At 73.4% G+C, this 24,087-nt stretch carries 20 protein-coding genes; 10 read left to right on the top strand and 10 right to left on the bottom strand.

The annotated features are described in order from the left end of the window. Positions 1-40: 40 nt before the first annotated feature. On the top strand, positions 41-1,174 hold the full coding sequence (locus R3E98_03220) for an HRDC domain-containing protein (protein MEZ4422397.1): 1,134 nt from the start codon (positions 41-43) through the stop codon (positions 1,172-1,174). Between the two features lie 100 nt (positions 1,175-1,274). Here R3E98_03220 and R3E98_03215 read toward each other — a convergent pair whose 3' ends face one another. The 3 genes from R3E98_03215 to R3E98_03205 all read right to left on the bottom strand — a co-directional run bounded on the left by R3E98_03215 (position 1,275) and on the right by R3E98_03205 (position 3,668). After that, complete coding sequence (locus tag R3E98_03215; protein ID MEZ4422396.1) at positions 1,275-1,658, bottom strand: TraR/DksA family transcriptional regulator; 384 nt, start codon at positions 1,656-1,658, stop codon at positions 1,275-1,277. Positions 1,659-1,845: 187 nt separating this feature from the next. Continuing rightward, the gene (locus R3E98_03210; GenBank protein MEZ4422395.1) at positions 1,846-2,847 is read right to left on the bottom strand and encodes a beta-ketoacyl-ACP synthase III; all 1,002 of its coding nucleotides are present in this window, start codon (positions 2,845-2,847) and stop codon (positions 1,846-1,848) included. Next, the gene (locus tag R3E98_03205) at positions 2,844-3,668 is read right to left on the bottom strand and encodes a protein phosphatase 2C domain-containing protein (protein ID MEZ4422394.1); all 825 of its coding nucleotides are present in this window, start codon (positions 3,666-3,668) and stop codon (positions 2,844-2,846) included. Before R3E98_03205 ends, R3E98_03210 begins: the two co-directional genes overlap by 4 nt. Before the next feature lie 289 nt (positions 3,669-3,957). Here R3E98_03205 and R3E98_03200 point away from each other — a divergent pair, with 289 nt between their 5' ends. Next, complete coding sequence (locus R3E98_03200) at positions 3,958-4,239, top strand: oxidative damage protection protein (protein ID MEZ4422393.1); 282 nt, start codon at positions 3,958-3,960, stop codon at positions 4,237-4,239. Between the two features lie 93 nt (positions 4,240-4,332). On the opposite strand, the gene R3E98_03195 is transcribed toward R3E98_03200, so the two are convergent. Next, entirely contained in the window at positions 4,333-5,874 is a 1,542-nt protein-coding gene (locus R3E98_03195; protein MEZ4422392.1) for a hypothetical protein, read from the bottom strand. Positions 5,875-6,009: 135 nt separating this feature from the next. Here R3E98_03195 and R3E98_03190 point away from each other — a divergent pair, with 135 nt between their 5' ends. Then, positions 6,010-6,903 carry a metallophosphoesterase gene (locus tag R3E98_03190; GenBank protein ID MEZ4422391.1) on the top strand — a complete coding sequence of 298 codons (894 nt, stop codon included), beginning with the start codon at positions 6,010-6,012 and terminating at the stop codon, positions 6,901-6,903. 4 nt (positions 6,904-6,907) lie between these two features. On the opposite strand, the gene rocD is transcribed toward R3E98_03190, so the two are convergent. The 3 genes from rocD to R3E98_03175 form a co-directional block, all read right to left on the bottom strand. Continuing rightward, on the bottom strand, positions 6,908-8,116 hold the full coding sequence (gene rocD, locus R3E98_03185) for an ornithine--oxo-acid transaminase (protein ID MEZ4422390.1): 1,209 nt from the start codon (positions 8,114-8,116) through the stop codon (positions 6,908-6,910). A 107-nt stretch (positions 8,117-8,223) separates the two neighbouring features. After that, complete coding sequence (locus R3E98_03180; protein MEZ4422389.1) at positions 8,224-9,186, bottom strand: carbon-nitrogen hydrolase family protein; 963 nt, start codon at positions 9,184-9,186, stop codon at positions 8,224-8,226. Positions 9,187-9,225: 39 nt separating this feature from the next. After that, a complete protein-coding gene (locus tag R3E98_03175) occupies positions 9,226-10,164 on the bottom strand; it encodes a M28 family peptidase (protein MEZ4422388.1) in 939 nt (312 codons plus the stop codon). Positions 10,165-10,221: 57 nt separating this feature from the next. Between R3E98_03175 and R3E98_03170 the strand changes: the two genes are divergently transcribed. The 3 genes from R3E98_03170 (at position 10,222) to R3E98_03160 (ending at position 12,838) form a co-directional block, all read left to right on the top strand. Beyond that, entirely contained in the window at positions 10,222-11,067 is an 846-nt protein-coding gene (locus R3E98_03170; GenBank protein MEZ4422387.1) for a carboxypeptidase-like regulatory domain-containing protein, read from the top strand. Next, positions 11,064-11,915: a carboxypeptidase-like regulatory domain-containing protein gene (locus R3E98_03165; protein ID MEZ4422386.1), complete on the top strand. Its 852-nt coding sequence runs from the start codon at positions 11,064-11,066 to the stop codon at positions 11,913-11,915. Before R3E98_03170 ends, R3E98_03165 begins: the two co-directional genes overlap by 4 nt. 218 nt (positions 11,916-12,133) lie before the next feature. Then, positions 12,134-12,838: a hypothetical protein gene (locus R3E98_03160; GenBank protein ID MEZ4422385.1), complete on the top strand. Its 705-nt coding sequence runs from the start codon at positions 12,134-12,136 to the stop codon at positions 12,836-12,838. 36 nt (positions 12,839-12,874) lie between these two features. Here R3E98_03160 and R3E98_03155 read toward each other — a convergent pair whose 3' ends face one another. Together R3E98_03155 and R3E98_03150 are read right to left on the bottom strand one after the other, a co-directional pair. After that, positions 12,875-13,732, bottom strand: a complete 858-nt coding sequence (locus R3E98_03155) for a fumarylacetoacetate hydrolase family protein (GenBank protein ID MEZ4422384.1) — start codon at positions 13,730-13,732, stop codon at positions 12,875-12,877. Continuing rightward, the gene (locus tag R3E98_03150) at positions 13,729-15,333 is read right to left on the bottom strand and encodes a hypothetical protein (GenBank protein ID MEZ4422383.1); all 1,605 of its coding nucleotides are present in this window, start codon (positions 15,331-15,333) and stop codon (positions 13,729-13,731) included. The genes R3E98_03155 and R3E98_03150 overlap by 4 nt, the downstream gene beginning before the upstream one ends. A 185-nt stretch (positions 15,334-15,518) precedes the next feature. Here R3E98_03150 and speA point away from each other — a divergent pair, with 185 nt between their 5' ends. The 3 genes from speA (at position 15,519) to R3E98_03135 (ending at position 19,828) form a co-directional block, all read left to right on the top strand. Beyond that, positions 15,519-17,519 carry a biosynthetic arginine decarboxylase gene (gene speA, locus R3E98_03145; protein ID MEZ4422382.1) on the top strand — a complete coding sequence of 667 codons (2,001 nt, stop codon included), beginning with the start codon at positions 15,519-15,521 and terminating at the stop codon, positions 17,517-17,519. A 118-nt stretch (positions 17,520-17,637) separates the two neighbouring features. Continuing rightward, positions 17,638-17,892 carry a FeoA family protein gene (locus R3E98_03140; GenBank protein ID MEZ4422381.1) on the top strand — a complete coding sequence of 85 codons (255 nt, stop codon included), beginning with the start codon at positions 17,638-17,640 and terminating at the stop codon, positions 17,890-17,892. A 10-nt stretch (positions 17,893-17,902) separates the two neighbouring features. After that, complete coding sequence (locus R3E98_03135; GenBank protein MEZ4422380.1) at positions 17,903-19,828, top strand: ferrous iron transporter B; 1,926 nt, start codon at positions 17,903-17,905, stop codon at positions 19,826-19,828. 12 nt (positions 19,829-19,840) lie between these two features. On the opposite strand, the gene R3E98_03130 is transcribed toward R3E98_03135, so the two are convergent. After that, complete coding sequence (locus R3E98_03130) at positions 19,841-21,091, bottom strand: amidohydrolase family protein (protein ID MEZ4422379.1); 1,251 nt, start codon at positions 21,089-21,091, stop codon at positions 19,841-19,843. Between the two features lie 295 nt (positions 21,092-21,386). Here R3E98_03130 and R3E98_03125 point away from each other — a divergent pair, with 295 nt between their 5' ends. Further along, a complete protein-coding gene (locus R3E98_03125) occupies positions 21,387-24,086 on the top strand; it encodes a leishmanolysin-related zinc metalloendopeptidase (protein MEZ4422378.1) in 2,700 nt (899 codons plus the stop codon). Position 24,087: the final 1 nt, after the last annotated feature.

Below are 24,087 nucleotides of genomic sequence, written 5' to 3'. Positions count from 1 at the left end.
CGAAGGGAGGCCGGGCCTGGGGCACGGGAAGACGATCTGGGTGGAGGATGAGGCCGGCGCGGAGCGGCTCGCCCGCGCGCTCGCATCCGCGGCCCGCTTCGCGCTGGACACGGAGGCAGCCGGCTTCCACCGCTACTCCGATCGGATCTGCCTCCTCCAGGTGTCCACGGACGCGGAGACGTTCGTCGTCGACACGCTGGCCTTCGATCCGGCCGACGCCCTGCGGGACCCCCTGGCCGACCCGGCCCGACCCGTGCTCCTGCACGGCTCGGACTACGATCTGCGTCTCCTCGACCGCGACCTCGGACTCGAGGTCCGCTCCATCCTCGACACCCAGATCGCGGCCGCGTTGGCGGGCGAGGCCCAGACCGGTCTGTCCGCCCTGCTGGAGCGCTACCAGGGCATCACCCTGTCCAAGAAGTACCAGCGCGCGGACTGGGCCCAACGGCCCCTGACCGAGGAGCAGATCGCCTATGCGGCCGCCGACACGCGGAGCCTGGGCGCGCTGTGGGACCTGCTGCGCGGCAAGCTCGAGGACCTGGGACGGCTGCACTGGGCGGAGGAGGAGTTCGCGCTGCTGGAGCAGGTGGGGTGGCCGACGGACGAGGAGCCGCTCGACCCCGTGACCCGCTTCGCGGGCGCGCGCAAGCTGGACCCGGCGAGCCTGGAGGCGCTGCGCGCCGCCTGGGGCTGGCGGGACGCGCTGGCGCGCGAGCGGGACCGCGCTCCGTTCCGCATCGCGGAGGACCGCGTCCTGGCGGAGGCCGCGTCGGGCGCGATCGCATCCGCGGACGAGCTCGCGTCGCTGCGCGGGATCTCCAAGACCGTGGCGCGGACCGCCGGCGACGATCTGCTCCGGGCCGTGCGCGAGGCGCGGGCCCAGCCGGCGTCCACGATCGCTCCCTTCCCCCGCAAGGGCGGCCCGCGCACGGAGCGGCCCACGCGCGAGGAGGAGGAGCGCATGGATCGCCTCAAGGCGGCCCGCAACCGCCGGGCGGACGAGCTGGGGCTCGATCGCGGCCTGCTGGTCCCCAACGCGGTGCTGATGGAGATCGCGCGCCGGGCACCCCGGAGCGAAGCGGAGCTGGCCGAGGTGCCCTCGCTCAAGCGCTGGCAGCAGGAGGCCGCGGGCGCCGTCCTGCTGGAGGCCGCCGGGGATCCGAGACGGCGCTAGAGGCCCGCTCCCTACGACACGCCCGCCCTGAACGCGAGACGCCCCCGCTGCAGCCGGCAGCGGGGGCGTCTTTCGCGTGCGGAGCGGACCGCGGCCGGGATCAGGCGGCGGCGGCGCCCTCCTCCTTGCGCTTGCAGTCGATGCAGTAGCGGGCGTGCGGCAGGGCGTCCAGCCGCTCGAAGCCCACCTCGGCGCCGCAGGTGTGGCACTTCCCGAAGTTGTCGGGATCGTTGTAGAGCCGTCTGAGCGCCTCTTCCAGGCGGTAGAGGTAGCGGCCTTCCTTGGTGGCGAAGAGCGCCGCCTTCTCGCGCTCCATGGCCTCGGTGCCCTGGTCCGCCATGTGGTCGGTATACGCGGCCAGGTCGGAGTCGCCACCCTCGCGATCCGCCTTGGCCATCTGGTCGAACAGCCCCAGCGAGCGCAGCGCGCGGGCGCGCTCGTCGAGGAGTCTCTTTTCGATGTGGGCCAGCTGCTTCTTGTTCATCGCCGTGTCGTCCTGTCTTGGCGTAGCGCAGGCCGGAACGGCGTGGCCTACGAGCGACAACCCTGCAAGACCGGGGCCGCCGAAGACCAAAAAGGTAATCCGGGGGGAAGGGCTGTCCAGTCCCGGACGGTCGCGAGCGCGCGTCGGGGTCGTCGCGCCCGGGTCGCGGAACGGCGACGGTGCGCCGTTACCAGCGGACGAGCGCGCTCGCCCAGGTGAAGCCGGAACCGAACGCGACGAAGCCCACCAGGTCCCCGGCGTGGACCCGATCCGCCTGCACGGCCTCCGCCAGGGCGATGGGGATGGTGGCCGCCGTCGTGTTTCCGTAGCGCTCGATGTTGTTGAGGACCTTCTCCTCGGGCAGACCGAGGCGGCGTCGCACCATCTCCGAGATGCGCAGGTTGGCCTGGTGCGGGATCAACAGGTCGAGGTCGGCGGTGGTGAACCCGTTCGCGGCCAGCGCCGCCTCCATGGCCTCCGGCATGCGCTCGACCGCGTGGCGGAAGACCTCGCGGCCTTCCATGGATGGATACTGCCGCCCTGTCTCCAGGTCCTCCGCGGAGATGCGCGGGTGCCGACGGCTCGCGGGCGCGTCGCACCACAACGTCTCGGCGTGGCGTCCGTCCGCGTACAGATGGGTGGACAGCACGCCCCGGCCCGGCTCGTCCGTCGCGGTCAGCACCGCCGCCCCGGCGCCGTCTCCGAACAGCACCGCCATGTCCCGTCCGCGGGTGGAGACGTCCACACCGCTCGACTGGATCTCCACGCCGACCAGGAGGATCGTGCGGTAGGTGCCGGCCCGGATCCAGGCATCCGCCACCGAGAGACCGTACAGGAAGCCGCTGCACTGCGCCCGGATGTCGAGCGCCGGGATCCCGGGCACCTCCAGCTCACGCTGGAGGAAGACGCCGGTGCCGGGGAAGAAGTGGTCGGGGCTGAGCGTGGCCAGCACGATCGCGTCCAGCGCCCCGGGCTCCAACCCGGCCGCCTCCAGGGCACGCCGGGAGGCGCGGGCCGCCATGTCGGCGGAGGTGGTGCCGTCTTCGGCCCAGCGGCGCTCGCGGATGCCGGTGCGCTCCCGGATCCATTCGTCCGAGGTGTCCATCCGGCGCGAGAGATCCTCGTTGGTGACGATCCGGTCGGGCACGTCGAAGCCCGTTCCGACGATCGCCGCGCGCGGGCCGCTCAACCGCCGTCCTCGTCCGCGCGGAGCAGCACCAGGGTCACGTTGTCGGGGCCTCCCCCTTCGACCGCCTCGTGCACGAGCGCGTCGGCGATGTCGGCCAGCGCCGCGCCCGATCCCGCGCGCGCCACCACGTCGTCCTCCTCGACCACCCGGATCAGCCCGTCCGTGCACAGCAGCAGCGTGTCGCCCGGCTCCAGGCGCCCGAGCGTGACCTGGGGATCGACGTCGGGATCGATGCCGATGACCCGGGTGAGGACGTGGCCGAAGGGATGGGTGCGTGCGGCCTCGCGCGTCAGCCGACCTTCGTCCACGGACTCCTGCGCCAGCGTGTGGTCCTGGGTGAGTCGCTGCCATCCGCTGCGCCCGACCCGGTAGGCGCGGCTGTCGCCGACGTGACCCACCGCGAACACGGCCGTGTCGGGATCCACCGCCGCGACCGTGAGCGTGCAACCCATGCCGTGGAAGGACGGATCGGCCAGGACGCGCGCCCGGACCGCCTGGTTGGCCAGCCGGACCGATTCTCCGACCGCCCGGGCCAGGAGGGCGGAGCGCGACGCCGACCCCCCCTGCCCCCCCCGGAGCGCGGCGCGGAAGCCATCCAGGTGGGCGGTGGCGGCGTCGGCCGCGATGCGACTGGCGACATCCCCGGCAGGTCCCCCGCCCATCCCGTCGGCGACGATCGCGAACGAGTGGTCGTCCCCGACGCGGAACGCGTCTTCGTTGCGCCCACGGACCAGCCCGATATGGGTGCGTCCCAGTGCTGTGAGCCGTGGGGCCATGTGGACCGCGATGCTCCCGTCCGGGCCGGGGTGTCTGTCGACCAACAGCGCGCTCCTCGTCTCGTGTCCGCAGATGGAGACCGACGGTGGAGCGGATGAGTCACATCATCCTGATAGCGACAACCCATGGTCCGTCCGGCCATGGCCGCGGATCGGCACCCGCCCGCGGGGCTGCCTGCCGACACACCGCACCGCCGTCGCTCCCCGGCGGGCGAAGCGGCGGCAATGTACGGGGTCCACGCCCGACGACCAAGCCGACGCACCGCGCCGGGCCGGACCCCTGCCCGCAGCCTCGGGTACCCGGGCCGACCCGACGCCCGTCCGAGGAGGACCCGTGGAGACCATCCAGTGCCAGCGCTGCTCCCGCGAGGATGCGCCCAAGCTCGCGCGCCCGCCGTTCCGGACCGAGCTGGGGGAGCGTATCCTCGCGTCGATCTGCCAGGACTGCTGGCAGGAATGGCTGCAGCACCAGACGCTCCTGATCAACCACTACGGGCTCGATCCCCGGGACCGGAAGTCGCGTGACTTCCTCTACAAGCAGGTGGAGGAGGTGCTGCTGGGCGGGGGCCGCGGCGAAGGGATCGACACCACCCAGCAGGGATCGATCGAGTGGTGAGGCACAGGCGCTCCGCCGCGCCGGCTCCCCGCGATCCAGGTCGTGCCTGGCTGCGCGGCTCCGCCGCGGCAGCACCTCTACTCCCCTAGCCCGTCAGGACGGGGGCGCGGCCGAATCCCAGCGTCGCAGACAGGCTTCGTCCAACCCCACCCGGACGAGCAGCATCCCGGGCTGCGTGTCCAGGATGTGCACTGCGCCCGGGCACCGCTCCTCCAGCCGCGTCAGCGTCTCGGCGTGCACGCCGCCCGCGTGCTCCAGGAGCACGTGGTCGATGCCGGTGGCGCGCCACAGCGCGACCTGCTGGGCGGGAGATCCCCACGACGGGGCTCGGGTCTGGAGCGGCAGGAAGCGGGCGCTGGGCGCCGCCCGCCGGCCGGTGTGCACCCGCAGCGCCGCCCACATCTCGGGCGCGCCCACCACCCCGTCGGGCGGCACATGGGCCTCCACGGAGGCCACGGCACGCGCCAGCGCCTCCGCCCGCTGCTCCAGGCCCCGCCACGGCCGGCCGGTCCCGAGCGCCCAGGCGTGCAGGAGCGCCGCCAGCACGACCACCCCCGCCATGGCACCGCCCAGGGCGGCCGGGGCCGCCCGGCCTGCGCGGAGCATCCGACCGGCGCCCAGCAGGAGAGCGGCCATCAGGAGCGGCGCCCACGGGGTGAGCAGCCGGGCCGACTGGAAGGGCCAGAGCCACACCAGCGTGAGCGACCCCAGGAGCGCCAGCGGCACGGTGCGCGAGGCCCGGCCGATCCGGATCAGCCCGACGACCACCGCCCCCCACACGGGGACCGCGAGCAGCAGCCCCGCCGCTCCCTCCACACCGGGCAGCAGGAGCGCGGTGGCGTCCCGCACCACGGCCTCCAGGTTCTGTCCCAGCCAGGCGCGGTAGGCGGCAGGCTCGGTGCGGATCTGACCGATCCACCAGCTCCCGTACGAGCCCAGGGTGTCGCGCAGGCCGGGATCGAGCGCGCGCGTGGCCGCCCCGCTCCACAGGATCCAGGGAAGCGCGAGGAGCACCGAGCCCAGACCCACGCGCAGCGCGGGCGCGGGGCGGCGACGGAGGAGGAGGGCCAGCACGACCGCCAAGGGCAGGACCGCGCCCACCGTCCTCGTGTAGAAGGCCAGGCCCAACGCGGCCAGCAGGGTCGCCTCGGCGCGCAGGCCGTCGCCTCGCTCCACCCGGGCCGCCGCCCCGAGCGCCAGCAGCACCGCCACGAGGAACAGCGGCTCCGACAGCGGGATGGCGGCGACCGTCCACAGGGGTCCCGGCAGGGACGCCAGCAACGCCAGCAGGGCCGCCCGCACGGGAGGGATGCCGAGGTGATCCGAGAGCCAGGCCGCGAGCAGCGTACCGGCCAGCGCCAGGAGGGCGAGGTTCACGAACACCAGGCGTCCGCCGTGGTCGGGCGTGGCGCCTCCGACCAGGGCGACCAGGGCCGGCCACACCGGGGGGAACTTGGAGGCGGCGGGACCTCCCGGCACCCCGCCGTAGCGCAGCCCCTCGCCCGCGGCCAGCGACTGCGCGATCACCAGGTAGACACCGTCGTCGTTCCAGACGCCGGCAGGCACCGGCGTCCAGGTGAGCAGGCCGACGGCCAGGAGCGCGCCCCCGAGCAGGGCGCGGATACGAAGGGGCATGGGCAGGGACGGTGGAGCGCGCTCCGGCGACGGTCAAGCGCCCGACGCGCTGCGCGCCCCCTCCTGCTGATCGGCGCTGCCGGCCTCGCCGCCTGCGGCGGGCTGCGGCCCGAACGGGATGCGGGCTTTCCCACGATGCTCGACCGCCTGCCCCAGGGACCGTCCTTCCGCGTCCTGGTCCTCGGGGACTGGGGCACCGGAGACGAGGGGCAGCGGGAGTTGGCGCGCCGCATGGCGGACGTGCATGCCGACGATCCGCCGGACCTGGTCCTCACCGTGGGCGACAACTTCTATCCCGACGGCGTGGAGTCGGTGGACGACCCGAAGTGGGCGCGCGTCTTCGAGGAGGTGTACACCGAGGGCTTCTGGGACACCGTGGGCATCCGTCCGTCGCTCGGGAACCACGACCATCGTGGCTCGGTGGACGCGCAGGTGGAGTACTCGGCCCTCGACCCCCGCTGGGACCTGCCGGCGCCGTACTACGCGTTCACCCGCTCCGTGCCGGGCGTGGGCGTGCTGCACTTCGTGGCGCTGGACACGGAGCCCATCGACGACGAGGAGCCGGAGGCGCGGGCCCAGCTCGCGTGGCTCGGCGGCGAGCTCGGTCGGCCCGCCGACTGGACGGTGGCGTTCGGGCACCATCCCCTCGCCTCCAGCGGCCTGCACGGCCCGTCCGACGAGATGGTGGAGTATGCGCTTCCCTACCTGCAGGGGAACGCACACCTCTACGTGGCGGGGCACGACCACATCACCGAGTTCGCCGAGGTGGGGGGCGGGCTGTCGAACGCCGTGTGCGGGGGTGGCGCAGGGGACGACAACGCGACCCGTGTGCTCGCCGCACCCGGCAGCTTCCTGGCGTTCAGTGGGGGCGGATGGTGCGTGCTGCGCTTCTTTGCCGACCAGATGGCCGTGGAACTCTACGACGCCGGCGGGACGCTGCGCTTCCGTCGCGTGCTGCCCCGCGAGGGCGACGGCGCGCCCACACCCGACGACGAACCGGCTTCCGGAGCGGCGGCACCCACGCGCTAGGCGGTCAGGCCGTCAGCACGGCCTCGATCTCGTCCGCGGCCCACTCCAGCGTCTCGCGCTCGATCACGAGCGGCGGCGCGAAGCGGATCACGGTCGTATGCGTCTCCTTGGCCAGGATGCCGCGCTCCATCAGGGCCTCGCAGTACGGCCGGGCACGGCCGTCCACCTCGACGCCGATCATGAGGCCGCGTCCCCGCACGTCCTTCACGCACGGTGCCCCGATGTCCCGCAGCCGCTCCATGAACCAGGCGCCGAGCTCCGCGGCGCGCTCGGGCAGCCGCTCGTCCACGAGCACCGCGAGCGCAGCACGGGCGATGGCCGCGCCCAACGGGTTGCCGCCGAACGTGGAGCCGTGGTCACCCGGGCGGAACACGTCCATGAGCGCGTCGTCGGCGAGGACGGCCGAGACAGGATACACGCCCCCCGAGAGCGCCTTGCCGATCATCACCACGTCGGGCCGCACGTCCTCCCACGCACTGCAGAACATGCGTCCGCAGCGCCCCAGACCGGTCTGGATCTCGTCGGCCATGAAGGCCACGCCGTGCGTGCGGCACAGGTCGGCCGCGCCCCGGAGGTAGCCGTCGGGCGGGACCACGACACCGCCTTCGCCCTGGATGGGCTCCACGAGGAAGCCCACCGTGTGGGGACCGATGGCGGCGGCGAGCGCGTCCAGGTCGCCGTAGGGCACGATGCGGAAGCCCGGTGTGAACGGCCCGAACCCGGTGCGGTAGGCCTCCTCGGAGGAGAACGAGATCACCGTGGTGGTCCGCCCCGCGAAGTTGCCCGCACACACGAGGATCTCCGCCTGGCCGTCGGGCACGCCGCGCACGGTGTAGCCCCACTTGCGGACCATCTTGATGGCCGTCTCCACGGCCTCGGCGCCCGTGTTCATCGGGAGCGCCCGGGCGTAGCCGGTGTGCTCGCACAGCTCGCGCAGGAAGGGCCCCATCTGGTCGTTGTGGAAGGCCCGCGACGTGAGCGTGAGGCGACCCAGCTGCTCGACGGCCGCGGCCACGATGCGCGGGTGGCGATGGCCCTGGTTGACGGCCGAGTAGGCGCTGAGCATGTCGAGGTAGCGCCGCCCCTCGACGTCGTGCACCCACACCCCCTCGCCGTGCTCCAGCACGACCGGCAGCGGGGCGTAGTTGTGGGCGCTGTACCGCTCGACCTCTTCGAGAAAGCGGGCGGTGCGCTCGAGTGTCGCTTCCGTCATCCCATCCTCCTCCGGGGCCGGCTCCGTGGGCCGGTCCACCCCCGAAAAAACGGCCCGCCCGGACCCAGGGAGGATCCGGGCGGCGCGCGCGCTCCAGTGGTTCGAATCTAGGCGCGGTCGGGCGAAAAGGCCACCGGCGGGTGCGGCGTCTCGTCCACCACGAGACGGAAGACGTCGGGGCGGGCGTAGTGGCCCACCACGTCGAAGTCGAAGCGGGCCCGTGCGATCTCGCCCAGGTCCAGCGTGGCCGTCAGCACGCCGGCCTCCCCCAGCAGGGGGCCCGCCAGCACGTCCCCGTGCGGCGAGACGATCACCGAGCCGCCCGGGCTCAGCACGTCGGGGCGGTCCCCCAGCTCGGCGGCCAGGAACGGATCGTCCGGGTACTGGGACCGCGTCACGAACTGGTTGCACCCGAGCACGAAGCAGCGGCCTTCGACCGCGATGTGGCGCATCGTCGCCTGCCAGCGGTCGCGCGCATCCGCGGTGGGGGCGACCCAGATCTGCACGCCCTTGGCGTACATGGCCGTGCGCGCCAGCGGCATGTAGTTCTCCCAGCAGATGAGGCCGCCCACGCGTCCTCCGGCGGGCAGGTCCACCACCGGCAGGGTGCTGCCATCCCCTTCGCCCCAGACCGTGCGCTCCCCCGCCGTCGGCTTCAGCTTGCGGTGCTTGCCGAGCAGCGTGCCGTCGGGCCCGAAGTAGAGGAGCGTGCAGTACAGCGTCCCGCCACCGAAGGTGCTGTCGCGCTCGATGACGCCGATGGCCACGGTGGCGCCGACCTCGCGCGCCGCCTCACCCAGCGCGGCGGTGGCCGGACCCGGCACGTCGATGGCCCCCGCGTGGTAGCGCGCGAACCAGGTGCGCCCTTCCTCGGTGCGCCCGCCGATCGCGGTCCCGAACCGGAGCCCCCAGGGATAGCCCCCCACGTACGCCTCGGGGAGCAGGATCAGATCGGGGCGCTCGGCGCCGGCGCGCCGGATCCAGGCGCAGGCCTCGGCGAGGTTGCGCTCGGGATCGAAGTAGACCGCCTCGGGCTGGACCACGGCAACGCGAACGGACGATGGGGACACGAACGGCACTCCAGGGAACGGGGACGCGGGTGCGACGTCTCAGCCGCCGCGGTAGACCCACTCGGCCACGACCTCGCCCACCATGCCGAGGGTGGCGGCGCTGACGTGGGAGAGGTCGTCCTGCGGGGTATGCCACCAGCTGTTGCGCGGGCCGTAGTCGAAATCGATCACGTCGATGGCCCGTATCCCCTTCTCCAACAGGGGCAGGTGATCGTCGGTGATCCGGATCCCGACGCGCGTGGGGAACCAGGGCTCGTAGCCCAGGTCGCGCGCCACGCCCCACACGCGGAGCGCGAGGTCGCGCGCGGCGTCCGCAGAGTAGCCTTCGATCGGGAAGGATGGGTCCACATCGCCCACCATGTCGAGCAGCACCGCGTAGACCGGATGTGCGTCGTCGGGCAGCGTGGCCGCGTAGTGGCGCGAGCCGAAGAACATGTCGGCGGTCGTGGGGCCGTAGTCCTCCCCGTCGACGAAGAGCAGGTCCACACCGACGGGCGGCGCCTGGGTGGCCAACAGGCCCGCCAGCTCGAGGAGGATCGCCGTACCGGACGCGCCGTCGTTGGCCCCGGGGACGGGGATGTCGCGCTGCGCAGGGTCGCTGGCCTGATCGGAGCGCGGACGCGTATCCCAGTGCGTGAGCAGCAGGAGCCGGCGCGTGGCCTCGGGCTGGAAGCGCGCGATGACGTTGGTCAGGCGCAGCGTGTCCCCCGACGTCGTCACGGCATCGAAGGGCTGCAGGACCACCGTGTCGGCCAGGGGTGCGAGCTCCGCCTGCATCCAGGCCAGCTGGGCCGCGTGACCGGGCTGGCCCGGCACGCGCGGTCCGAAGTCGAGCTGGGTGCGCACGCGCTCGAAGGCCGCCTCGCCCGACAGGGAGGGCCGGTCCACGCGGGCCCCCGGGGGCACCGTGTCGTCGCAGGCACCGAGCACGCTCGCCAGCCACAGCGCGCGGGCGATGCGTGTGCCCCTTCTCCTCACAGCCGAGCCTCCTCGCGGGCGGACCCCGGGCTCCGGACGCGGAGCCGGACCCCGAAGATGGCGAGGCACGGCCGCGGGCGTCGAGTCCCGTTCGTCGTGGCCGTGCTCGCACTCGCACTCGCCGCACCCGGCTCCGCCTCGGCGCAGCGGGTGGAGGGCCGAGTGGTGGACCAGACCCGCGCCGCACCGATCGCGGCCGCCGCCGTCACGGTGCTGTCGGAGGAGGGACAGCCCCTGCTCGCCGTCGAGACCGATTCGTCCGGATTCTTCTCCCTGCCGCTCACGCGCGGCGGTACCGTCCGTCTGCAGGCCTCCGCGCTGGGCTACCGCACGACCGCGCCCACGTCCGTCACGGTGGGGCCGGACGAGCGGCTCGAGGTCGAGATCACGCTGGCCGTAGCGGCGCTGGCGCTCGAGCCGCTGGTGATCACCGCGCGCGGACGCGACGTCTCCCGGGCCCACCGCGACTTCGCCCGTCGACGCGCCCGCGTGCGCCAGACCGGATTCGGTCGCATCCTGGAAGGCGAGGAGCTGGAGACGGCCTTCCGGCTCTCGACCCGGCTCGTGACCATCGGAGGCCTGCGCCGGCACCGGGCGCCCGACGGCACGCTGCGGCTGGGCGACAACCGACTCTGCCCCGGAGGGGTGTTCCTGAACGGCATGTACGTGGGCAACCCGGACCTCGACGAGCTGGTCTTCCCCAGCGACCTGGAAGGCGTGGAGATCTACCGCAGCGAGGCGGAGATCCCGCCCGAGCTGTCCTTCGCCGGCGGTCGTCCCCTCTGCACGGTCGCGGCGCTCTGGACGAAGGTGGGCGAGACCAGCGACGGGCGGGGATTCTGGGTGCGCATGGGCATCCTGGGCGGCCTGATCGGCAGCTTCCTGCTCCTGGTGGCGGGGTGAAGCCCGCGCTGGCGGGCATGGTCCGGGTCGGTGCGGTTCGCACGCCTCGCCCGTGCGTCGGGGGCGTCCTGCTGCTGCTCGGCGCGACGCTCCCGGGCTCCGCGCAGACCGTGACCGGCCGGGTCGTGGACGGTACGACCGGGACGCCGGTGCGCGACGTGACCGTCTCGCTGCTGGCGGAGAACGACCGGGCCGGGCTGTCGGTCACCACCGACAGCACCGGCTCCTTCGCGCTGCCGCTCCCGCATGCGGATACGGTGCGGATTCGCTTCGCCGCTCTGGCCTACGAGCCGGTGACCAGCGCACCGCTGGCGGTGTCGGAGCGCGAAACGCTCACCCTGGACGTGCGCCTGGCGGTGGACGCGCTGGAGCTGCCTCCGGTGGTGGTCAGCGCGCGGCGCAGCGACCGCGGGCGGCGCGGCCTGCGCGACTTCGATCGGCGCTACGCGTCCGGGCAACGTACGGGCGAGGGGCGCTTCCTCACACGCGAGGACCTGTCTGAGATCGCCTTCCTGTCGCACGCGTTCCAACGCATCCCCGGGTTGCGGTATCGCTACGGTGCGGAGGGGATGCAGCTCGGCAGCCGGCTGTGTCCGGCGGCCGTCTACCTGAACGGCTTGCCGCTGCGCTCCACGCCCGTCGACGACGTGTGGCCGGAGGATCTGGAGGCCGTGGAGATCTACCGCCGCGAGTCCGAGATCCCGCCCGACCTGATGCGGCCGGGGGTGTGCACCGTGGTGGCCCTATGGACACGGGTGGACAGCACGTCGGGCGGTCGCTTCTGGGTGCGCCTGGGGCTGCTGGGCGCGCTGGCGGGTGGGTTCGTATGGTACGTGGCGACGAACTGACGGAGCCGCGCGCGCTGCGGTGGCACTGTCCCTTCGCGGAGACGGGGTGCGTCCCCGAGCGAGCACAGTGCCGTCGCCTCCGCCAGGCGACGCCTGACCCTCGCGCCGGTATGGCGCTTGCCCCTCCGCATCCCCGGCTGTAGGAAGGAAGCAGGGCCGGAGCGACGCACGCGACGGACAGCGCACGCAGGCAGCAATCCCGACCGGAGGAGACACCGATGAGGACGTCGACGATCGTGGTACTCGCGGCCGGGGCAGCCGTGACGTTCGCTACACCCTCGGTCTCGGCGGCCCAGGTGTGCATGGGGCAGCCTACCCGCGTCGCCGCGATCTCGCTCGGGTTCGAAGGCACCGACGGCGCCACCGGAGGAGCCGCGAGCCTCGCGGTCCGGGCCGGTCGGCTGAACGTGGGGGTCAGCCGCTCCTCGCTCGACATGTTCGCGCAGAAGGAGAACATGCGGACCACGGACCTCCGCGTCGGCTGGGAGCTCACCGACGGGCCCGTGCAGGTGTGCGGTCTCGCCGGGGAAGCGCGCACGTCGTACGAGTCGAGCCTCTCGTCCCGGACGGGCCCCGACGCCAACGGCGTCGTCGGCACGACCTACGACGTCGACGGTGACTTCGACCGCGTACGCCGCCGCGTCGGCCTCTCGCTCGGCCACGAGTTCCGCTCCACCCACACGCTGGGCCTCAACCCGTTCGTGACGCTGGCCGTGGTGCAGGACCACGAGCGCATGCGGTGGCTGGACGGGGACCTGACCACGCGCACCCGCACGGGCCCGGGCACGAGCTTCGGTCTGGCCGCCCGCATCGGATCGACGCTGATCCGGTCCGAGCTCGCGAAGACCTGGACCGCGGAGCGGGCGCTCTCACAGCACACGAACTGGTGGCATGTGGGGCTGCAGGTCGGCTGGGCGTTCTGAACCGGCCGCGCGCCCCGCGTGGGTCGCGCAGCGCCCCTACGGGCGCGGGGCCCGCGTATCCGCCACCACGCGGTTGCGGATCGTGCCCACGCCTTCGACCTCCACCTCCACCACGTCCCCCGGCCGCACGGCCCGCGTGGTGCCGGGCGTGCCGGTGAAGATCAGATCGCCGGTCTCCAGCGTCACGTAGCGGCTGACGTAGCTGACGATGGTGGGGATGTCGAAGATCAGATCGGTGGTGCGCTGGTGCTGGCGCACCTCGCCGTTGACGCGGGTCTCCACGAGCAGGTCGCCATAGTCCAGGCCCGTGGCCACCACCGGACCGATGGGCCCGAATCCGTCGGAGGCCTTCGCACGCAACCACTGCAGGTCGTCGCGCTGCCAGGCACGCTCGCTCACGTCGTTCCCGGCCGTGGCGCCGAAGATGTGCTCCCAGGCATCCTCGGGCGCGATGTCCTTCCCGCCCTTCCCGATCACGAGCACCAGCTCGCCCTCGTAGTGCAGGTCGGTGGCATCGGCGGGATACACGATGTCCGCTTCGGGCCCGCTGATGGAGCTCGGATACTTGGCGAACAGACCGGGATAGGTGGCCGAGCCCCGGTCGCCCAGGTGGCTCATGTAGTTGAGCCCGACCGCGATGACCTTCCCCGGCACCACCGGTGCGAGCAGCGTCACGTCCTGCAGGGCGTGGGTGCTCCCGGTAGGGGTGCCCCCGCGCAGGAAGTCGCCCGACAGCACGTGCACGGTGCTGCCGTCCACCCGTCCGTACGCGGTGTCGCCCTGGAGGGCGAAGCGGACGTAGCGCGCGCCCTCCTGCGCCCAGACGGGAGCGGGAGCCCATCCGGCGAGCACCAGCGCGATCAGCGTAGCGACACGGGCGGCGGGACGACTCATCGAAGCTCCTCCGGCGGATGGGCGACAGCGGACACGTCCGTCATCGTGCGCCCTGCCTCGAGCTCCGTCCAGAGGGGCGTGAGCGGGTCGGCGCGGCGGATCCCCTCCAGCAGCGCCGCGCGCGCGCCCGCCTCGTCCCCGGCTCGCCGCCGCACGCGCGCCAGCACCAGGTAGCCGTGCGGGCTCGTGGGATAGACGTCCACGCCCCGGGCAGCCAGCGTCTCGGCCCGCGTGGCGTCCCCGGCCACCGACGCCACCTGGGCGGCTTCGGTCAGGAGCGAGAAGTGCCGGGGCACGAGCGCCAGGGCGCGGTCGAAGACGCCCTGCGCCTCCGCCAGGCGACCCTCCGCCAGCAAACGGGCCGCCTGCCGGCGGAGCACGAGGTGCGATCCCGGATGGTCGCGCTCCAGGCTGGCCAGCACGGCGTCGCTGCTCGCCCACACCGGGACGCGCAGGGCCGAGCGCGCCGCGCCCGCCGTCAGCACGAGCGCGAGGGCCAGCGGCAGGGTCCGTCCGGGCCACCGGGCCGCGAGCGCGGCCCACGCCCCCGCCACCCCGAGCGCGAGGCCCACGGACGGCAGGTAGAGCGTGCGCTCGGCCACCAGGACGCCCGCCGGGATGATCAGGTTGGAGACGGGCAGCAGCGCCACGACCGTCCACAGCAGACCAGCCGCGAGCAGCGGGCGCGCCCGGGCCGCCCAGGCAGCCGCGAGCGCGGCGGCCAGCACGGCGGCTCCCAGCAGCACGCCCCCGTCCACCCCGGTGGCGGGAAAGCGCACGGCGGGTCCGTAGTCGGCGGAGAGGTGGAGCGGGAAGAGCAGCAGACGCGCGTGGTCCGTCCAGGCGGACAGGCCCGACAGGACGCGGGCCCCGGTGGACAGCCCGATCAGCTCCGGCGCGAGCACCTCCCCCCGCACGCTCCCCACCACCGCGAGGCGCTGCGCGAGCAGGAACACCAGCACCGCGCCCAGCAGACCGAGCAGCGGCAGCGCGCGCTCGGGACGGCGGCCGCGGGCGTCGGGCAGGAGCAGCAGGAGGGCCGGGAGCGTGACGGCGATCTCCTTGGACGCCACGCCGCCCAGGTACGCCGCCGCCACGAGCAGCAGCAGGCCCACCCGCGCGCCCACGCGCGTCTCCTCCAGCCAGCGCCCGTGCGCGAGGACGGCGATCAGCACGAAGAGCGCGGCCCACAGCTCGGCCTGTCCCACCCCGTTGGCCACCGCCTCCACGTGCACGGGGTGCACCGCGAAGACGGCCGCGCCCGCCCAGGCCGCGGCACGGCCCACGTGCCGCCGCAGCACCGCGAAGAGCAGCAGGACCACGGCCACGTGCAGCGCCAGCCCCACCGCGTGGAAGAGCAGCGGGCGCTCGCCCCACAGCGCCCACTGCGCGGCCAGGGCCGCGGAGGTGAAGGGACGCCAGAGCCCGCTCCCCGCGAACGTGAAGGCGGCGGGCCACCAGGGACGGGTGAGCGCGGCCGCCGGGTCGCCATCCCGCACCGCCGGGTTGGACAGCACGATGAACACGTCGTCCCACGCGAAGCCGTTGGCCAGCGCGCCCAGGTGCGGGACCAGGGCCAGCAGGGCGAGCGCGAGCCACACGGCGCCCTCCCCACCCCACCGGGGCGGGGACGGCGCGGAAGCGGTCTGCACGCGGGACGTCACGACGGCGGGGCCTCGGGTCGGGGGCGGGCAACGGTATGGGAACGCGTGACCGGAATACAAGCCACGTGCCTGCGTCTCCGGCGCTTCCCCCACCGGACCCCGTCCGGTACCTTTCGGCCCCCATGAACCCACGCCTCACCGACGCCGCTCCCGAAGCCCCCGCCCCGCCCGCGCCCTGGACCGTGGAGCGCGCGGAGGAGCTGTATCGGCTCCGTGAATGGGGCAAGGGCTACTTCGGGATCTCCTCGCGCGGCACCATCGAGATCTATCCGCGGAAGGACCCGGCCCACAGCATCGACCTCCACGAGATCGTGCTCGGGCTCGAGGAGCGCGGGTTCGAGCCGCCCCTGCTGATCCGCATCTCGGACCTCCTCGATCACCGCATGCGCGAGCTGCGCAGCGCCTTCGACGAGGCCATCCGCCAGGTGGAGTACCGGGCGGGCTACACGTGCGTGTACCCGATCAAGGTCAACCAGCAGCGCCATGTCTGCGAGGAGATCCGCGACCTGGGCGCCGAGCTGGGCTTCGGCCTGGAGGCGGGCTCGATCCCGGAGCTGCTGGCCGTGCTGGCGCTGACGACCGGGCACGAGCAGATGCCGATCATCTGCAACGGCTTCAAGGATCACGAGTTCATCGAGATGGCCATCCTGGCCACGAAGCTGGGGCGCCACATCATCCCGGTCGTGGAGCGCTTCCACGAGCTGGAGCTGATCATCCGCTACGCCCAGCGCTACCGGGTGCGCCCGCGCATCGGCATGCGCGTCAAGCTGTCCGCCAAGGGCGTGGGTCGGTGGGAGCACTCGGCCGGGGTGCGCGGCAAGTTCGGTCTGTCGGTGTCGGAGATCCTGCGCGGCATCGAGCTCCTGCGCACGCACGACATGCTCGACTGCCTGCAGCTCCTGCACTGTCACATCGGCTCGCAGGTCTTCGACATCCGCAGCATCAAGAACGCCGTGAGCGAGCTCGCACACGTGTACTGCGGGATGGTCAAGCAGGGCGCGCCCATGGGGTACCTGGACCTCGGTGGCGGCATGGGCGTCGACTACGACGGCTCCCAGTCCGCGAGCGAGTCGTCCATCAACTACACGGTGCAGGAGTACGCGACGGACGTCGTCTACCGCGTGCAGACGGTCTGTGACGACGCCGGCGTGGCACATCCGCACCTCGTGACGGAATCCGGACGGGCGCTGGTGGCCTACTCGTCCGTGCTGGTCTGCGACGTGCTCGGCGCCCGCCAGATGGACGCGCGCATCGACGTGCAGGCCCTGCACACCCTGGTGGAGACCGAGGGCGACGACGTCCCGCAGCCCCTGCTCGACCTGCTGGACGTGTACGAGCGGGTCGGCACGTCCGGCCTGGTGGAGCTCTACCACGACGCGTCGCACGCCCGCGAGGAGGCGATGACGCTGTTCGGGCTCGGCTACATGAGCCTGCCCGTGCGCGCCGCCACCGAGGAGCTGTTCTGGGCCATCGGGCGCAGCCTGCTCGACCGCGGCGGCACCGAGCTCCCGGACGAGCTGTCCGAGCTCCCCTCGCTGCTGGGCGACATCTACTTCTGCAACTTCTCGATCTTCCAGTCCGTGCCCGACTCCTGGGGCATCGATCAGATCTTCCCCATCGTGCCCGTGCACCGGTTGGACGAGGAGCCCACGCGCCGCGGCGTGCTGGCGGACCTGACCTGCGACTCCGACGGCAAGATCGACCGCTTCGTGGACCCCTACGAGGACAAGCGCACGCTGGAGCTGCACGAGTTGCGTCCCCTCCCCGGGACCGGCAACGGCCAGCCCGACACCGAGCCGTACTACCTCGGGGTCTTCCTGGTCGGCGCGTACCAGGAGATCCTGGGCGACCTGCACAACCTCCTCGGCGACACCCACGCGGTCCACGTGCGCATCGACGCCGACGGACAGCCGGTGATCGAGGAGGTGGTCGAAGGCGACAGCGTCGAGGAGGTCCTGCGCTACGTCCAGTACGACCCGCCCCTGATGAAGCAGGCGCTCCGGCGCGACGTGGAGCGGGCCATCCGGGACCGGCGCCTGACCGTCCAGGAGGGCCGCCACTTCCTGTCCGTCTACGATGCCGGGCTGGAGGGCTATACCTACCTGGAGACGGACGACGAGTAGCCGCCGGCGCCCCCGGATCGGTCGGGCTTGCGGCCGTCCGCCTCGTCCCCGTACATTGCCAGAGTTGAAAACGATTCTCAAACCCTGGCCCCCGCACCCTTGTCGGTGAATCCCGCCCGTGAGCCGTAGCCTCCCCACCCGCACCGTGCCTTCGCTGGCGGCCCTCCGGAATGGAGAGACCGCCGAGCTGGCGCGGCTGAACGTGGATCCCGAGGCCGCGCTCCGTCTCATGGAGCTGGGGCTGATCCCGGGGTGCCGGATCCTGATGGAGCGGCGCGCGCCCGGCGGCGCCTGCGTCTGTCGGGTGGACGGATGCCTGCTCGCTCTCCGGCGCGAGACCGCCGAACGCCTCGAGGTGGCTCCGGTCGTCTGACCCGCCGCGCATGACTTCGCTGCAGGACGGACCCACCACCCCCACGCTCGCCCCCCCCTCTCCCGCGCGTGGAAGTCGTCCGCTGATCGCGCTGGTGGGGCCGCCCAACGCGGGCAAGTCCACCCTCTTCAACCGCCTGACCGGCCTCCGCCAGAAGGTGGCCAACTACCCCGGCGTGACCGTCGAGCGGCGCGTGGGCGAAGCCCGCCTGCGCACCGGTGGCCGGGTGGACATCGTGGACCTGCCGGGCATCTACGGCCTGAGCGCCGGCAGCCTGGACGAGCGGATCGCCCGCGACGCCATCACCGGCACCCTGCCGGGGCTCGCGAAGCCGGACGCGATCGTCCTGATCCTGGACGCCACCCAGCTCTCCCGTCACCTGGTGCTGGCGTCCTCGGTGCTGGAGCTGCTGGACGTGCCCGCGCTCGTCGTGCTCAACATGGCCGACGAGCTGGAGCGGGGGCGGGGCGGCGTGGACACCGCCGCGCTCGAGGAGCGGCTGGAAGTGCCCGTGACCCTGGCGTCCGCGCAGCGCAACGAGGGTCTGGAGCCGCTCCAGGTCTTCCTCGAGTGCGTCGCCGCCGGCCAGGGCGTGCGCATCCCGGGCTCGCGCGCGCCCGAGACGCGCGTGCGCCGCCTGCCGGTCATCCAGTCCGCGCCGGAGCGCAGGGCCTGGGCCCACGACGTGGGCGACGGCGCCCGCTACCGCGCCCCGGCCACGTCGCCGTGGACGGCGCGCCTGGACGGGTTGCTCCTCCATCCCGTGCTGGGCCCGCTCGCCTTCCTGGCGATGGTGGTGCTGGTGTTCCAGTCCATCTTCACCCTGGCGACCCCGCTCATGGACGGCGTCGAGGCCGTGATCGCCGGAAGCGGCGAGTGGATCGCGGCGATGCTGCCCGACACCTGGGTGCGGGAGCTGTTGATCGACGGGATCTGGCTGGGGGTGGGCTCCGTCCTCGTGTTCCTCCCCCAGATCCTGATCCTGTTCCTGTTCATCGGCCTGCTCGAGGACTCGGGCTACATGGCGCGCGCGGCCCTCATGGCCGACCGCTTCATGCGCCGCATCGGGCTGCAGGGGAAGTCCTTCCTGCCCCTGATGTCCTCGTACGCCTGCGCCGTCCCGTCCATCCTGGCGGCGCGCACCATCGACAACGAGCGCGACCGGCTCGCCACCATCTTCGTGGCGCCGTTCATGACCTGCTCGGCGCGTCTGCCCATCTACGCGCTCCTGATCGCCGCCTTCATCCCGGAACAGCCGCTGCTGGGGCCGCTCCTGGGCACCCGCGCCGCCACCCTGCTCGGGCTCTACGCGCTCGGTCTGGGCGCGGCCATCCTGACGGCCTGGCTGCTCAAGTCCACGGTCCTCAAGGGCTCGACGTCCGAGTTCGCGCTCGAGCTGCCGCCGTATCGCATCCCCACGCTACGCTCGCTCGCCGTCCGGCTGATGGACCGCTCCAAGGTGTTCCTCAAGCGGGCCGGGACCATCATCCTGGGCACGTCCATCGTGCTCTGGACACTCACGCGCATCCCGCCGCTGCCGCTCGGCGGGCCGCCGCCGCTGGACGAGTCGGCGCTGGGCCAGGTGGGACACCTGGTGGAGCCGCTGGTGGAGCCGTTGGGCTTCGACTGGAAGGTGGCGGTGGGGATCGTGAGCTCGCTCGCCGCGCGCGAGGTGATCGTGGGCACGCTGGGGACGCTCTACGGGGTCGAGGACGCCACGGAGGAATCGCTGCAGTTGCAGGCCGCGCTGCAACGCGACCTCACGCTGGGCGGTGCCGTGGCCCTGCTGATCTTCTACGTGTTCGCGCTGCAGTGCATGTCCACCGTCGCCGTGATGCGGCGCGAGACGGGCGGCTGGAAGTGGCCGCTGGTGCAGTGGACCTACATGCTGCTGCTGGCGTGGGTGGGCGCGTTCGTGGCGTATCGCCTGCTCTGAGGGGAGCCGCGCTCAACGCACCTCGTGCACGTGTCCCGCCTTGATGACGCGGTCCACGGCCCGCACGGCCGCGACGTCCTCCAGCGGATTCGCGTCCAGCACCACCAGGTCGGCCCGGAAGCCGGGCGCGATGCGCCCCACCTGCCCTTCCCGACCCAGCGCGCGGGCAGCGTCCACCGTGGCGGCGCGCAGCGCCTCCGCCGGTGTGAAGCCCGCGTCCCGCACCAGGTAGAGCAGCTCGTCGGGCAGGTTGGACCTGCGCGTGTCCCGGTCCACCATCCGGTCGGTGCCCGCCACGATGGTCACCCCACGCGCGTGCGCACGCGCAGTCACCGCCGAGGCCCAGCCACGTAGCCACGCGAACGGGGAGTCCCCGTTGACCACGGTCAGCGTGGGCTCGAGCACGATGCCGCGCGCCGCCATGGCGTCGAAGACAGCGTCGAGGGCGGGCGCGTCCGTCGGGGGTGGACCCGCCGCGTCCGGCGCGCCCAGCGCCGCGCGGCCCGCAGCGTATCCGAACGGCACGGTCTCGGCGAGCTCCCACACCAGGTAGTAGGCGTGCGAGACCACGTCCGGCCCGGCGCGCACCACGTCGGAAGGACGGCCGGGATAGGTCACCGCGTGACTCCACACCTGCAAGCCCGCCGCATGGGCCGCGTCCACCAGCGGGCCGAGCTCCGCGGCCGGCAGGTCCGCGTAGATCTTGAGACCGGTGGCGCCGGTGGCGCGCGCGCGGGCCATCACCTCCGTCAGGTCGCTGTCGGGCGTGACCGCCTGCATCCAGTCGACCTGCCCCGCCACGGCGCCGCGCGCCGATGCCTGCGGCCGGGGATCGTCGAAGAAGGTGGGACCGGCGACCAGCGCGGAGTACACCAACGTGGGCGCGGCCACGGTGGAATCGGCCGCCGCACGCGCCAGCTCGACCAGCGCGCGCGTGTCGCCCGCCATGTCGCGCACGGAGGTGACGCCGCTCCGGAACGCCCACTCCAGCGCGCTCTGGGCGTCGCGATCGAAGCCCGCCGGATCCGTGGCCACGTGCACGTGCGTGTCGATCAGGCCGGGGAGGAGCCAGCGACCCGTCAGGTCGAGCGCGCCCGCGCGCTCGGCGCGGGTCGAGTCGACGGACACGATGCGCCCGCCCTGCACCACGACCGTGCGGTCCGGCAGCGTCCGGCCGCGCACGACATCCACCACCGCAACGTGCTCCAGCACGAGCGAGCTCGCCTCGGAGGCGGGCGCACCGGCGCCCGTTCCCGCGGGCATCCCGGGCGCGCCGCTCCCCGCAGCGCATCCGCAGACCGCCACGCACGCCGCTGCCCGCCCCACGCGTCGCATCGGCTCCTGTCCCTCCATCCCGGTGTTCGCGGTCGGTTCGCACGCCGCGCCCGACGAGGACCGGCACGCGTTCGGCTCCTGCGCCCGTGAGGGTAACGCGTCCGGGCGTTGCGCACGACCTGTGGTGGCACGGCGACAGCGCCCGCCACTGGCACCCCTCCTGCCACCCTCGACCGCTCCGGAACCTCCGTCTGTCTCGGAGGTGCATCACCGGAGTCCTGTCGTGCCCTTCTCTCGCCCACGTCCTGCGCTTCGAGCGGCGCAACGTCCCTGCACGGGTCTGGTCGCGTTCGCTCTGATCGCCACGGTTCTGGCGGGATGCGACACCGGAACCGGCCCCGAGCCGGTGGGCACGCTCGAGGTGCAGTCGCTCCCGGAGGTCGCACGGGTGGGCGAGACGATCGACGTCACGCTCCGGGCGCTCGACGGGGTGGGCGCACCCCTTCCCGGTGCGGCGTTGCGGCTGTCCGTGCAGTCGGGGCGGGTGGAGTCGGCCGCGGTAACCACGGACGGCACGGGCGTGGCGCGCGTGCGTTGGACGCTGGGTCCGAGCGCGCAGGAGCAGCGCCTGGGCGTGGACGCGACCGGCGCCACGCTCGAGATCCCGCTGCGGCCGCAACCCGGTCCACCGGCGCGGCTTCGCGTCGCGGACGGCGACGGGCAGTCGGGGCCGGTGGTCAGCACGCTGCCGCTCCCCCTGGAGGTCGCCGTCGAGGATGCGTTCGGCAATCCGGTCTCCGACGTGGCCGTGCGCTTCTCCGCGCTGGACGACGGGGCCGCGCCCGAAGCCGACTCCGCCCGCTCCGATGCGGCGGGCCGCGCCCGCACCGGCGTGGCGACCCGAGCCCGCCTGGGCACCTCGCAGATCCGCGCCGCGTCCCATGGACTCGAGTCCGTCGCGTTCGCGCTGACCGTGACCGCCGGCCCCCCCACCCAGTGGACGGTGGTGAGCGGCGACGCCCAGACCGGAACCGTGGGCACGTCGTTGCCCTCCCCCGTGGTGATCGCCCTGGCGGATGCCTTCGGCAACCCGGTCGCGGGCCAGGCGGTCACCTTCTCCAGCCCGGACGGCGGGACCGGCGGCCCGGCCGGAGCGATCACGGACGCCGCAGGGCGGACCACCACGACCTGGACGCTGGGACCGTCGGCCGGTCTGCAGCGGCTGCAGGTCGCCGCCGGGACGCTCACGCTGGGCTCCATCACGGCCACGGCTCGCCCCGGCGCCCCCGCCGTGGCCACCGCCGCCGGCGGATCCGGGCAGGTGGGCGCGTCCGGCACCGCCCTGGCCGCCCCCCTGGCGGTCGAGGTGCGCGACGCCTTCGGCAACGCCGTGCCCGACGTGGCCGTCTCGTTCACGGCCGCCCCGGGACACGGCTCGTTCGACCCCGCCACGCCCCGCACCGACGGAAGCGGCCGCGCCACCACGCGCTGGACGCTGGGTGCCGGGCTGGGCGCGCAGAACGCCTCGGCGTCCGTGCCCGGTCTGGCCGGCGTGTCCTTTGCGGCCGAGGCGAGGAGCGGCCCCCCCGCTGCGCTGCAGCTGATCCAGGGGGGCACGCAGAGCGGGATCGCCGGCACCCCCCTGGCCGTGGCGCCCACCGTCCGCGTCACCGACGCGAGCGGGAACCCCGTGCCCGGTGTGGCCGTCACCTTCACCGTGACGGTGGGGGGTGGGTCGGTCTCCACACCCGTCGCGGCCACGGGCACGGACGGGACGGCATCGGCGGGCCCGTGGACCCTCGGCCCGGCGGCCGGCAGCCAGCGCGTCCGGGCCAGCGTGACCGGCATCCCCACGCTGGATGTGGACGCCCTGGCCGAGCCCGGTCCGGCCGCCCAGCTCGTCGTGCACGCCGGGGATGGGCAGTCCTCGACGGTCGCGACCGCCGTCCCGGTGCGGCCGGCCGTGCGCGTCCTCGACGCGCTCGGCAACGCCGTGGCCGGTGTGACCGTCACGTTCACGGTGACGGGTGGAGGGGGCAGCGTGGCCGGCGCCTCCCCTGTGAGCGACGCCGCCGGCGTCGCGGCGGTGGGGAGCTGGACGCTCGGCGGCAGCGCCGGGGCCCAGACGCTCCAGGCGGCGGCCCCCGGGCTGGCGCCGGTGTCGTTCGCCGGCACCGCCGTCGCCGCGCTACCGCCGCCGTCGGGCGGGTTCGACCTGGACCTGCAGGTGGTGGGGTCCCCCGGCGCTTCGGTGCAGGCCGCCCTGAACGCCGCGGTGGCGCGCTGGGAGAGCGCGATCACCGGAGACCTGCCCGACGTCTCCGTGAACGTGGCGGCCGGCGCCTGCGGGGTGGGCCACAGCGCCCTGTCGGGCGTGGTCGACGACGTCGTGCTCTTCGTCGAGATCCTGGCGATCGACGGCGTGGGCGGCACGCTCGGAAGCGCCGGCCCCTGCGGCGTGCGTGGCGGCGGCGGGCTGACCGCGCTCGGCGTGATCCGCCTCGATGAAGCCGACGTGAACACGCTGGTGGGCAACGGGCACCTCACGGACGTGCTCATCCATGAGATCGGGCACGTGTTGGGGCTGGGGACGTTCTGGGTCTCCCGCGGCCACGTGAGCGGCGCGGGCGGTGCGGATCCCGTCTACACGTCCGCGCAGGCGGTCGCCGCCTACCAGGCGCTGGGCGGCAGCTACCCGGGTGGTGTGCCGGTCGAGAACACCGGCGGCGCCGGCACGCGCGACGCGCACTGGCGCGAATCGATCCTGGGCACCGAGCTGATGACCGGCTGGGTGAACTACGGGCAGACCAATCCGCTCAGCCGCATCTCGATCGCGGCGCTGGGCGATCTCGGCTACACCGTGAACCTCAACGCCGCCGATGGCTTCGCGGCCACCGCGCCGGCCGCCGTGTCAGGGTCTTCGAGCGGGCGCCTGGAGTTGGTGGAGCAGCCCCTGCCTGCGCCGTTCGTGCTGCCGCACTGAG

Source organism: Gemmatimonadota bacterium, assembly GCA_041390125.1.
Classification (GTDB): domain Bacteria; phylum Gemmatimonadota; class Gemmatimonadetes; order Longimicrobiales; family Gaopeijiaceae; genus JAGQIF01.
Note: the sequence above shows the minus strand (reverse complement) of the source record. Positions and strands in the feature narration are given on the sequence as shown.